Below are 11,437 nucleotides of genomic sequence, written 5' to 3' on the forward strand. Positions count from 1 at the left end.
ATAAAAACCTGCGGCATATAAGGAGCCGCAGGTCTGGAATTATCGGTCGGAATCTGGCCGGCCAGGCTCTCAGGCCTGTTCGAGGTCGCGCAGTGCCTGACGGAGAAGGTCGTGCATCTTCGACTGCAGCTCGTCATTGGACAGGGCAACGCCTGCGGTGTCGAATTCATGACGCAATTGCGTGGCTACATCCGAGCCGGACTTGTTTTCGAGAGACGAACGCACCATCTGCACCGCGAAGCCTTCAGCGTCGTCAAGACCGAGGCGGCTTGCAGCCCACAGGCCGATCAACTTGTTGCGTCTGGCTTCCGCACGGAAGCTGTAGGTCTGGTCGTAAGCGAATCTATCTTCGAGAGCGGTTGCGCGGTTACGGAGTGTGCTGGCCATTATCCCTGCCTCTATTTGTTTTTGACTACGTCTTTCTTTGAAGACAGCGGTATTGCTAGAGGAAAAGCTTTGAGAATCCGTGTAACGTCAAGATGAATGATTTCTGATTGCCAATCGTCAAAAACCCGGCAACGCACGCTTTTGGAGGCCCGCATTGTGAATCTGAATCTTTTCCGATAAGGGACCGCTTCAAACATCTTCCATTGCGCTGAAGACAGCGCCAACAATGAGACAACGCGCTATGAACCGTCGCCGCCGTATTTACGAAGGCAAGGCCAAGATCCTGTATGAAGGCCCTGAACCCGGTACGCTCATCCAGTTCTTCAAGGACGATGCCACCGCCTTCAACAAGAAGAAGCATGAGGTCATCGACGGCAAGGGCGTTCTGAACAACCGCATTTCCGAGTACCTCTTCACGCATCTGAACAAGATCGGCATTCCGACGCATTTCATCCGCCGGCTGAACATGCGCGAACAGCTGATCAAGGAAGTGGAGATGATTCCGCTCGAGATCGTCGTGCGCAACGTCGCCGCCGGCTCGCTGTCGCAGCGCCTCGGCATCGAGGAAGGCACGATCCTGCCGCGCTCGATCATCGAATTTTATTACAAGTCGGACCAGCTTGCCGATCCGATGGTCTCCGAAGAGCACATCACGGCCTTCGGCTGGGCCAATCCGGCCGAGCTCGACGACGTCATGGCGCTCGCCATCCGCGTCAACGATTTCCTGTCCGGCCTTTTCCTCGGTGTCGGCATCCAGCTGGTCGATTTCAAGATCGAATGCGGCCGCCTTTTCGAAGGCGACATGATGCGCATCATCCTTGCCGACGAGATTTCCCCAGATAGCTGCCGCCTCTGGGATATCGAGACGAAGGAAAAGATGGACAAGGACCGTTTCCGTCAGGATATGGGTGGTCTTCTGGAAGCCTATTCGGAAGTCGCACGCCGTCTCGGCATCATCAATGAAAACGAGCCGATCCGCGGTACCGGTCCGGTTCTCGTCAAGTAATCTCGGGAGTAAATGCAAGTGATCAAGGCACGCGTGACCGTCACGCTCAAGAACGGCGTTCTCGACCCGCAGGGCAAGGCGATCGAAGGCGCTCTCGGCAGCCTCGGTTTTGAAGGCGTCGGCCAGGTCCGTCAGGGCAAGGTTTTCGACCTCGAACTCGACGGCGCCGACAAGGCGAAGGCTGAAGCCGAACTCAAGGCCATGTGCGAGAAGCTTCTGGCAAACACGGTGATCGAGAACTATACTATCGCAATCGCCTGAGGGTTGCGGAGCGCGTGATGGCTGAGATCAGCAGCGATTTAATGTATGAACTCCTTAAGAAGCTTCATCAACGCTTCGACAAGGTGGATACTGCCATCAGCGATTTGCGTGCAGACAATTTGAACTTACGAGGGCAGGTTCATGTGCTGCAGGGAGATGTGAATAATCTGCGCGTCTCCTTGGGGCATATTGAAAATCGCCTCGACCGTATCGAAAACCGCCTGGAACTGCGCGAGTTCCAGGAAGCCCAAGCAAGGTTTGAACCACAGCCATGAAGTCAGCCGTCGTCCAGCTCCCAGGCCTCAATCGCGATCGCGACATGATCGCAGCGCTTACCAAGATCTCCGGCCAGGCGCCGGTGACGGTCTGGCAGACCGAAACCGAGATCGCCGACGATATCGACCTGATCGTCATTCCCGGTGGTTTCTCCTACGGTGATTACCTGCGCTGCGGTGCCATCGCCGCCCGTATGCCGGTCATGCAGGCGATCAAGGCCAAGGCCGAAAAGGGCGTCAAGGTTCTGGGTGTCTGCAACGGCTTTCAGATCCTCGTCGAAGCCGGCATGCTGCCGGGCGCCCTGATGATGAACGCCTCGCTGAAATTCGTCTGCAAGGAAGTGAAGCTCGAAGTCGTAAATTCCGAAACGGATTTCACCCGCGCCTACGGCAAGGGCCAGATCATCCGCTGCCCGGTTGCTCACCATGAAGGCAATTACTTTGTCGATCAGGACACCCTGAAATCGATGAACGACAAGGGCCAGGTCGTCTTCCGTTATGCTGATGGCACCAACCCGAACGGCGCGATCGAAGACATCGCCGGCGTCATCAACGAGAAGGGCAATGTTCTCGGCATGATGCCGCATCCGGAAAACCTGATCGAAGCGGCTCATGGCGGCAATGACGGCCGTGGCATCTTCGCTTCGGCGCTCGACGTGATCGCGGCCTGATCAGGCCGCATCCATCTTCAAAACTGCACAGCAATCACATCCGGGCCCGCAATGCAGACCTCTCGCCGAATTTCGACCGTTTCCCTGATCGTTCTCGGCGCGCTGCTTGCGGCCTGCCAGTCCAAGGCTCCCGCACCGTCGCATAGCCAGTCGGCTCTCGATGTCATGGAGAAGGTGGCAGTTGCCGCCAATCGCTGCTGGTTCAAGTCGGGTGATACGGCCTTCAAGGCCTATGCCTTTGCGCCGGAACTCACATCCTTCTCGGATCGTCCGCGCATTCTTCTGACCCGCAAGGGATCGGCGGACATCCGCCCGCTTCTGGTTGTCCAGGCCGAAGGCAGGCCGGCACGGCTTTCCGCCTTCGGTCCGATGCTGAACGAGCCGATCGGCGGCCGCGTCAACTCGGACGTCAAGCGCTGGGCAGCCGGCTCCACCGGCTGCTGAAAACCAGCCTCATCTTATAATGCGAGTGACTCCGAACTGGCGTTTCAGCGCAGGAGCCGCGATTTTGCGGCCTCGCCACGGGCAGCCACACGGCTGACACCGATATCACGCAGCTGTTCGTCGCTCATCTCCAACAGGGCTTTACGACCGTCGCGCCGCGCCAACCAGTTGCCGACAATCTCCAGAATACCTGCCAGTCCCTGGCGGCGAACCGGCATCGGTGCCGGCGGCAAAATATCCTTGGCCACCCAGGCCGGCGATTCACGCCGATATTGATCCGGGTAGATTGTATCGATTGTTACGAGATATTGATCGAGCTTGCGCATATTACACCTGTCGGCTTCCTTTCTAAGTGGTGCAATCCCTCTACATTGACACATCTACGGTGACAATTTAGATTATTGTCACCATGACAAACTGGCTTCCTAAACTCGATCAGGGCAACGGCCCGATTTACATCCGTCTCGCCGACCAGATGGAAGACGCGATTCAGCAAGGCGTTCTGCCGGCGGGATCAAAGCTACCGCCGCAGCGCAATCTTGCCTTCGACATCGGGGTGACAATCGGTACAATCAGTCGGACTTACTCGCTTTTGCACGAGCGCGGGCTTGTCAGCGGCGAAGTGGGGCGCGGCACTTACATCCTGTCGCGCGAAGAAATTGCACCGCAGGCGTCGAATGATCGTGTCACCGCAAGCCTTGCCGGCACGCGGGTGATGGGCACCCTGCCCGGAATGATCCGCTTCGACAGCACGGCGGCACCTGATATCGGCCAGGGCGCTATCCTCGCGGATATCATGACCGGCATCATGACCGACCACCCGAGTGATATTTCCAGCTACACGCGCAGCTTTCCCGACCACTGGTCGGAAGCCGGGGCACAATGGCTGGCCTATGGCAACTGGCGCCCAACGCCGGATTCGATCGTGCCGACGCTTGGCGCCCATGCCGGCATCATGGCCGTGATCACGGCGCTGACCAATCCCGGCGACCGGATCGCCTTCGAGCACCTCACCTATTCACAGGTCAGCCGCGCAGCCGGCCTTGTCGGTCGGCGCACGGCACTGATCGATTCGGACGAGCACGGCATCCTGCCGGAAGACTTTGAGCGGGCCTGCGTCCAGCAGCACCCAAAAGTCGCCTTCGTCATGTCCTCGGCGCAGAACCCGACACTCGCGAGCATGCCGCTCGACCGGCGTGTGGCCATTGCCGAAATCGCCCGCAAACACGGCGTCTGGCTGATCGAGGACAATCTTTATGGCGCGATGGACAAGAAGAGCGTGCCGCTGATCGCCGAACTGGCGCCGGATCGCACCTTTCTGGTCGATGGCCTGTCGAAGGCGGTTGCGGCTGGCGTTCGTGGCGGCTGGGTCGCCTGCCCTCCCCATTTTGCCCAGCGGGTTCGGATCGCCCACAAGATGATCACCGGCGGCACACCTTACATTCTGGCAGAACTCTGCGCCCGGCTCGTGCTGAGCGGTCAGGCCGAAGCGATCTGGGAGCGCTGTCGCGCGGAAATCTCGGCACGTGAGGAAATGGCCCGGACGATGCTGGCGGGACATGACTTCCGGTCCCATCCGGATATTCCCTTTATCTGGATCAAGCTGCCCGAACCCTGGCTCTCCGCCACGTTCAAGAACGCGATCTACGAACATGGCGTGCTGGTTGATGACGAGGACGAGTTCAAGGCGGGCCGTTCCGAAAAGGTCAGCCACCGGATCCGCATCGGCATTTCCTCGCCGGGTTCGCGAGAGGAAGTCAGGCAGGGGCTTGAACTGGTGCGCACCCTGCTCGACAGCGGTTCGGCCGGTTACGACAGTATCGCCTGATCACTATATTGGCTGCGACTGTCCGGCTGTGGACAGTTGAGAGCCATCCGGCGCGACAGGCTGATTTTCCTGTCGCGCTGCAAACACACATGCGTTAAAGAGGCGCAAAGCCCCGAACGGCAGCCATCCCAGGAAAAGCGATGACGATCTCCAATACGATTCAGATCACCCCCGAACTCGTAGCCTCGCACGGTTTGAAGCCGGACGAGTATCAGCGCATTCTCGATCTGATCGGCCGCGAGCCAAGCTTCACGGAGCTTGGCATTTTCTCCGCCATGTGGAACGAGCACTGCTCCTACAAATCCTCCAAGAAGTGGCTGCGCACGCTGCCGACCAAGGGTCCGCGCGTCATCCAGGGACCGGGCGAAAATGCCGGCGTCGTCGATATCGATGACGGCGACGTCGTCGTCTTCAAGATGGAGAGCCACAACCACCCGTCCTATATCGAACCCTATCAGGGTGCGGCGACCGGTGTCGGCGGCATTCTGCGCGACGTCTTCACCATGGGCGCCCGGCCGATCGCTGCCATGAACGCCCTGCGTTTCGGCGCTCCCGATCATCCGAAGACAAAACACCTCGTTTCCGGCGTCGTTGCCGGCGTCGGCGGCTACGGCAATTCCTTCGGCGTGCCGACTGTCGGCGGTGAAGTCGAGTTCGATCCGCGTTATAACGGCAATATCCTCGTCAACGCCTTTGCGGCCGGCCTTGCCAAGTCGGACGGCATTTTCCTGTCGGAAGCCAAGGGCGTCGGCCTGCCGGTCGTTTATCTCGGCGCCAAGACCGGCCGTGACGGTGTCGGTGGCGCGACCATGGCGTCCGCCGAATTCGACGAGTCGATCGAAGAGAAGCGCCCGACCGTTCAGGTCGGCGACCCCTTCACCGAAAAGTGCCTGCTGGAAGCCTGCCTCGAACTGATGAAGACCGGCGCCGTCATCGCCATCCAGGACATGGGTGCCGCCGGCCTCACCTGCTCGGCCGTCGAAATGGGCGCCAAGGGCGACCTCGGCATCGAACTTTATCTCGACAAGGTTCCGGTCCGCGAAGAGCGCATGACAGCCTATGAAATGATGCTGTCGGAAAGCCAGGAGCGCATGCTCATGGTTCTCGAGCCCGCCAAGGAAGAAGTCGCCAAGGCGATCTTCGTCAAGTGGGGCCTCGATTTCGCAATCGTTGGCAAGACCACCGACGACCTGCGTTTCCGCGTGATGCACCAGGGCGAGCAAGTCGCGAACCTGCCGATCAAGGATCTCGGCGACCAGGCGCCCGAATACGATCGCCCGTGGATCGAGAGCAATGGCCGGGCGCCCCTGCCCGCCGCGCAGGTCGCAGCACCGGATGATTACAATGCAACGCTGCTGAAGCTGGTCGGCTCCGCCAACCAATCCAGCCGTCGCTGGGTCTGGGAACAGTATGACACGCTGATCCAGGGCAATTCGCTGCAGCTGCCGGGCGGTGACGCCGGCGTCGTGCGTGTCGAAGGCCATGCTTCCAAGGCGCTCGCCTTCTCCTCCGACGTAACGCCGCGTTATGTCGAGGCCAATCCTTATGAAGGCGGCAAGCAGGCTGTTGCCGAATGCTGGCGCAATATCGTTGCGACCGGCGCCGAGCCGCTGGCCGCAACCGACAACCTGAACTTCGGCAACCCGGAAAAGCCGGAAATCATGGGCCAGCTGGTCGGCGCCATCAAGGGTATCGGCGAGGCCTGCAAGGCGCTCGACTTCCCGATCGTCTCCGGCAACGTCTCGCTCTATAACGAGACCAATGGCGTCGCCATTCTCCCGACCCCGACGATTGCCGGTGTCGGCCTTCTGCCGGACTGGAAGAAGATGGCGAAGATCGGTTCTGCCAAGGACGGCGACGTGCTGATCATGGTCGGCACGGATGGCAGCCATCTCGGCTCGTCCATCTACCTGCGCGACATTCTCGACACGATCGATGGTCCCGCACCGGAAGTCGATCTCGTTGCGGAACGCCGTAACGGCGATTTTGTCCGCTCGATCATCCGCAACGGTCAGGTCACGGCCTGCCACGACATTTCGTCCGGCGGCCTCGTTCTGGCGCTTGCCGAAATGGCAATGTCCTCCTCCAAGGGTTTCAAGGTCAGCCTGAAGGAACAGCGCGGTCTCGACCATGCTCTCCTGTTCGGTGAAGACCAGGCCCGTTACGTCATCGCCGTTCCGGCCGATCTCGCCAACTTCGTTAAGGCCGGCGCTGAAAATGCAGGCGTACCGTTCCGCACGCTCGGCACGGTCGAAGGCGACAAGATCGTTGTCGACGGCCTGATCGATCTGCCGGTTGCCGATCTCACCAAGGCACATGAAGGCTGGTTCCCGGGCTTCATGGCCTGATCCCCATATTCGAACCAAGCGGCCCCGCAACGGCAATTGTCGGTGCGGGGCCGTTTTGCATTTTGACTTCTTTTGAGTTTTGACCTGAGACCGAGTTTCGGGCAGTCTTTGATGAAACGGTGCCGTATCGAATCTGCGGCCAAATACGAGGAACACACCATGCCCATGAAACCCGGCGATATCGAAGACATGATCAAGGCCGGCATTCCGGGTGCCAAGGTCACCATACGTGACCTCGCCGGCGACGGCGATCATTACGCTGCGGAAGTCGTGGCCGAAGCCTTTCGCGGCAAGAGCCGCGTGCAGCAGCACCAGATGGTCTATGAAGCCCTGAAGGGCAATATGGGTGGCGTATTGCACGCACTCGCATTGCAGACTTCTGCACCCGCAGAATAATCGGTGCTGAGCTTCGTCAAGGAGATCATCACCGGCATCTTTCAGGATCTCTTGCGCGACCTCGTTCTGGCGGCCTTCGATCGCAAGGGCTCCCGGAAACGCAAACGCCAGACGGGATCGGCCACCGCGTGGCCGCCTATGTCACGGACAAGCACCCGGTCCGGAAAGAGGAAACGTGATCAGAAGCGCTCCCGCCGTTAGGCGACAGGTCGTTCTGCGTGTCACAATAAGCCTATCCAACGGGCTTATTCCGCTGGAATTCCAGACGGCAGATTGCTATCTAGGGCTAAGGTTAAAGCGCAGCGGTCCTTGAAACCGCATGTGAAAGGACAAGAAACATGAGCGGAATTCACGATTTCATCGATAGCGAAGTCAAGAGCAACGACGTTGTTCTCTTCATGAAGGGCACCCCGCAGTTCCCGCAGTGTGGGTTCTCGGGTCAGGTCGTCCAGATCCTCGACTACCTCGGCCTCGACTACAAGGGCGTCAACGTGCTTGCCGACGCCGAGATCCGCCAGGGCATCAAGGACTATTCCAACTGGCCGACGATCCCGCAGCTCTACGTGAAGGGCGAATTCGTCGGCGGCTGTGACATCATCCGCGAAATGTTCCAGTCCGGCGAATTGCAGAGCCACATGCAGGAACAGGGTATCGCCGTCCGCGGCGCAGCCTGATCCTTCCGGCTTTAGGCCGGACCTTTTCATGAGACATATTTGAAGGCGCCGCCCCAACGGCGCCTTTGCCATTCTTCAGGAAATCACTGTGACAAATCCTTCACATTCGGCGCCAGCACAGCTTAACGGCATGGGCAGAGCGCAATTCATCGGCATGATGGCAGCCCTGATGGCGCTCAATGCTCTCGCCATCGACATCATGCTTCCCGGTCTGCAGCAGATCGGTGAATCGCTCGGCGTCGAAAACCCCAATCACCGGCAATATGTGGTGTCGGCCTACCTGTTCGGCTTTGGCATTGCGCAGCTTTTCTACGGTCCGATCTCCGATCGTTTCGGCCGCCGCAAGCCGCTGCTGATCGGGCTTGGCATCTATATCGTCTCGGCCATTGCCGTCGTCTTCGTGCCGTCCTTTGCCGGCCTGCTTGCGCTGCGCTTCGCCCAGGGTCTCGGCTCGGCGGCAACCCGCGTGATTTCCGTATCGATCGTCCGTGACGTGTTTGGCGGCCGTGCGATGGCGGAAGTCATGTCGCTGATCATGATGGTGTTCATGATCGTGCCGGTCATTGCGCCGGGAACCGGCCAGGTCGTGCTTCTGTTCGGCAACTGGCACCTGATCTTCGTCTTCATCGCCATTGCGGCAATCATCGTCACCAGCTGGGTTGCACGGAAACTGCCTGAAACGCTTGATCCGAGCGACGTGCGTCCGCTGACCGTGTCGTCCATCGTCGGTGGCTTCATCATCGTCCTGACCAACCGCGTGGCGCTCTGCTACACGATCGCCAGCACGTTCATCTTTGGTGCGCTGTTCGGCTTCATCAACTCTGCCCAGCAGGTCTATGTCGGCATCTACGAACTCGGTCACTGGTTCCCGGTGGCATTCGCAGCCGTGGCCTTGTTCATGTCGCTCTCGGCCTTCCTCAGTTCGCGGCTGGTCGGCAAGCTCGGCATGCGCAAGCTGTCGCATGCCGCGCTGATCGGCTTCGTGACCGTCACCTTCCTCTGGCTGATGGTGCAGCTCCTCTCGGCCACGCCGATGCCGTTCCTGCTGTTCCTCGCCTTCTTTGCGCTTGCCATGTTCCAGTTCGGCCTGATTGCCTCGAACTTCAACTCGCTCGCCATGGAACCGCTTGGCCACGTTGCCGGCACGGCATCTTCGGTGCTCGGCTTCATGGGCACGGTCGGTGGCGCACTGATCGGTGCATCGATCGGGCAGGCTTTCAACGGAACCGCAACGCCGATGGTGGCCGGTTTCTTCACCGTCTCGGTCATCGGCCTCGTCTTCGTGCTGATCGCCGAAAAGGGAAAGCTGTTCCAGGCGCATAACGCGCGGATCTGAGCGCCTGATACCATGACCTGAAATGCAAAAAGGCCGGAGCGATCCGGCCTTTTCTTTATGAGGAGTTTGCGGCCGAATGGCTCAGCCGATGATCTCGCGACGGAGCAGCTCCCAGCTGTCCCTGTCGGTGGTCAGAAGCAGGCCGCCATCGACGTGGCGCGGCAGATAGGTCGAGCCATCGAGACGGCGCACGTAGCCGCCCGCTTCCGTGCCAATCAGCGTGCCGCCAAGATGGTCCCAGGGCATCAGCTTGTTATACATGATGAACTGCACATGGCCGCCGGCAAAGGTGCGGTATTCATGGGCCGAGCAGCGGTAGTTGGCGGCAAAGCGAACCTTGGCCAGATTGGCGAGAATACGTTCGCGTTCCTCGCCATAAAAATAGCCCGGCGAAGCCATGCCGACCATTTCGGAAAGCGGCCGCGGCGTTGACACGGCGAGCCTGATCGCTTCGCCATCGGGGCGCTTCAGAAAAGCGCCCGACCCTTTTTCCGCCATCACCCAATCGTCGCCCATCGGATCGTAGATGATGCCGGCGACAACCTCGCCCTTCCAGACGACCGAGGCCATGACACCGAAGGCCGGAATGCCGGAGGCAAAATTGAACGTGCCATCGACCGGATCAACGACGACGGCGAAATCCGCATCCGCGAGCTTGCCGAGCAGGGCCGGATCGGCCGCGACCGATTCCTCGCCGACGAACAGCGCATCCGGAGCAAGCGCCGCGATCTCCCGCTTCAGCAGGCGTTCGGCCGCCTCGTCGGCTTCCGTCACAAGGTCGGACGGCTCGCTCTTGGAACGCACGTCACCGCTGCCGAGCCGGCGGAAGCGCGGCAGGATTTCCTCTTTAGCGGCCAGCTTCAGCAGATCTGCAAGTTTCGTGACGTCGAGCGGAAGGGTCATGGCAAATCTCTTTTTATGGAAGGGATTGGGTCAGAGCGGCTTTTCGGCTGAGAGGCCGGAGAAATCGAAGAGCTTTGGATCGAGCAGATGCGACGGGTTCACATGCGCGAGCGCCCGCAGCATCGTGTCCTTGCGGCCGGGCATTCGTGTCTCGATATCAGACAGCATTGCCTTCATCGCATTGCGCTGCAACCCGTCCTGCGAGCCGCAGAGATCGCAGGGGATGATCGGGAATTCCATGGCGGCGGCAAATTTCGCCAGATCGTCCTCGGCGCAATAGGCAAGCGGCCGCAGGACCATCAGGTCGCCTTCATCGTTCAGAAGCTTGGCCGGCATGCCGGCGAGACGGCCGCCGTGGAAGAAGTTCATGAAGAAGGTTTCGAGAATATCTTCCCGGTGGTGCCCCAATACCAGCGCATCACAGCCCTCTTCGCGGGCAACGCGATAAAGATTGCCGCGGCGTAGGCGCGAACAGAGCGAACAATAGGTCGCGCCCTGCGGCACCTTTTCCTTCACAATCGAATAGGTGTCGCGATATTCGATACGGTGCTTGACGCCGATCGAAGTGAGATAATCCGGCAGGATATGTTTTGGAAAATTCGGCTGGCCCTGATCGAGATTGCAGGCGAGCAGTTCGACCGGAAGCAGCCCGCGCCATTGCAGATCAAGCAGGACGGCCAGCAGCGAGTAGGAATCCTTGCCGCCGGAGAGACCGACCAGCCAGCGCTTCTGATCCTTCAGCATGCCGAAATCGTCAAAAGCCTGGCGCACCTGCCGCAGCAGGCGCTTGCGCAGCTTGTTGAACGAGACGGAGCTCGGCGCATCGCGAAAAAGCGCCGGAACGAGGCCATCGACCACGTCGTCCAGCTCATCCTCGATCTTTGCGTTCAGGCCCATCGTCCACGTCC

At 59.8% G+C, this 11,437-nt stretch carries 14 protein-coding genes; 10 read left to right on the forward strand and 4 right to left on the reverse strand.

The features are described from left to right. Nucleotides 1–69 precede the first annotated feature (69 nt). Complete coding sequence (locus tag FHW37_RS23775) at nucleotides 70–387, reverse strand: ATPase inhibitor subunit zeta (RefSeq protein ID WP_145640890.1); 318 nt, start codon at nucleotides 385–387, stop codon at nucleotides 70–72. A gap of 241 nt (nucleotides 388–628) precedes the next feature. On the opposite strand from FHW37_RS23775, the gene purC reads away from it, so the two are divergent. Genes purC through FHW37_RS23800 form a run of 5 tightly spaced genes read left to right on the forward strand, consistent with a single transcriptional unit; the run spans nucleotide 629 to nucleotide 3,044 of the window. Then, entirely contained in the window at nucleotides 629–1,393 is a 765-nt protein-coding gene (gene purC / locus FHW37_RS23780) for a phosphoribosylaminoimidazolesuccinocarboxamide synthase (protein WP_145640891.1), read from the forward strand. Nucleotides 1,394–1,411: 18 nt separating this feature from the next. Beyond that, a complete protein-coding gene (gene purS / locus FHW37_RS23785) occupies nucleotides 1,412–1,654 on the forward strand; it encodes a phosphoribosylformylglycinamidine synthase subunit PurS (RefSeq protein ID WP_145640893.1) in 243 nt (80 codons plus the stop codon). Between the two features lie 17 nt (nucleotides 1,655–1,671). Next, a complete protein-coding gene (locus FHW37_RS23790; RefSeq protein WP_145640894.1) occupies nucleotides 1,672–1,929 on the forward strand; it encodes a hypothetical protein in 258 nt (85 codons plus the stop codon). Next, nucleotides 1,926–2,600 (forward strand): phosphoribosylformylglycinamidine synthase subunit PurQ, encoded by a 675-nt coding sequence (gene purQ / locus FHW37_RS23795; RefSeq protein WP_145640896.1) that lies wholly within the window; start codon nucleotides 1,926–1,928, stop codon nucleotides 2,598–2,600. Before FHW37_RS23790 ends, purQ begins: the two co-directional genes overlap by 4 nt. A 51-nt stretch (nucleotides 2,601–2,651) precedes the next feature. Continuing rightward, nucleotides 2,652–3,044 (forward strand): hypothetical protein, encoded by a 393-nt coding sequence (locus FHW37_RS23800; protein ID WP_145640897.1) that lies wholly within the window; start codon nucleotides 2,652–2,654, stop codon nucleotides 3,042–3,044. 44 nt (nucleotides 3,045–3,088) lie between these two features. Here FHW37_RS23800 and FHW37_RS23805 read toward each other — a convergent pair whose 3' ends face one another. Continuing rightward, complete coding sequence (locus FHW37_RS23805) at nucleotides 3,089–3,370, reverse strand: DUF1127 domain-containing protein (RefSeq protein ID WP_145640900.1); 282 nt, start codon at nucleotides 3,368–3,370, stop codon at nucleotides 3,089–3,091. An 83-nt stretch (nucleotides 3,371–3,453) separates the two neighbouring features. Between FHW37_RS23805 and FHW37_RS23810 the strand changes: the two genes are divergently transcribed. The 5 genes from FHW37_RS23810 (at nucleotide 3,454) to FHW37_RS23830 (ending at nucleotide 9,626) form a co-directional block, all read left to right on the forward strand. Further along, on the forward strand, nucleotides 3,454–4,872 hold the full coding sequence (locus FHW37_RS23810) for a PLP-dependent aminotransferase family protein (protein WP_145640910.1): 1,419 nt from the start codon (nucleotides 3,454–3,456) through the stop codon (nucleotides 4,870–4,872). A 140-nt stretch (nucleotides 4,873–5,012) separates the two neighbouring features. Then, nucleotides 5,013–7,220: a phosphoribosylformylglycinamidine synthase subunit PurL gene (gene purL, locus FHW37_RS23815; protein WP_145640911.1), complete on the forward strand. Its 2,208-nt coding sequence runs from the start codon at nucleotides 5,013–5,015 to the stop codon at nucleotides 7,218–7,220. Nucleotides 7,221–7,379: 159 nt separating this feature from the next. Next, on the forward strand, nucleotides 7,380–7,616 hold the full coding sequence (locus tag FHW37_RS23820; RefSeq protein ID WP_145640913.1) for a BolA family protein: 237 nt from the start codon (nucleotides 7,380–7,382) through the stop codon (nucleotides 7,614–7,616). Between the two features lie 338 nt (nucleotides 7,617–7,954). Further along, nucleotides 7,955–8,290 carry a Grx4 family monothiol glutaredoxin gene (grxD, locus tag FHW37_RS23825; protein WP_145640915.1) on the forward strand — a complete coding sequence of 112 codons (336 nt, stop codon included), beginning with the start codon at nucleotides 7,955–7,957 and terminating at the stop codon, nucleotides 8,288–8,290. Between the two features lie 130 nt (nucleotides 8,291–8,420). Then, nucleotides 8,421–9,626 (forward strand): multidrug effflux MFS transporter, encoded by a 1,206-nt coding sequence (locus FHW37_RS23830; RefSeq protein WP_145641259.1) that lies wholly within the window; start codon nucleotides 8,421–8,423, stop codon nucleotides 9,624–9,626. Nucleotides 9,627–9,707: 81 nt separating this feature from the next. Here FHW37_RS23830 and FHW37_RS23835 read toward each other — a convergent pair whose 3' ends face one another. Further along, on the reverse strand, nucleotides 9,708–10,529 hold the full coding sequence (locus FHW37_RS23835; protein ID WP_145640917.1) for an inositol monophosphatase family protein: 822 nt from the start codon (nucleotides 10,527–10,529) through the stop codon (nucleotides 9,708–9,710). A gap of 30 nt (nucleotides 10,530–10,559) precedes the next feature. Beyond that, complete coding sequence (ttcA, locus tag FHW37_RS23840; protein ID WP_145640918.1) at nucleotides 10,560–11,426, reverse strand: tRNA 2-thiocytidine(32) synthetase TtcA; 867 nt, start codon at nucleotides 11,424–11,426, stop codon at nucleotides 10,560–10,562. Nucleotides 11,427–11,437 lie beyond the last annotated feature (11 nt).

It is taken from the genome of Neorhizobium alkalisoli (assembly GCF_007829835.1).
Classification (GTDB): Bacteria; Pseudomonadota; Alphaproteobacteria; order Rhizobiales; family Rhizobiaceae; genus Neorhizobium.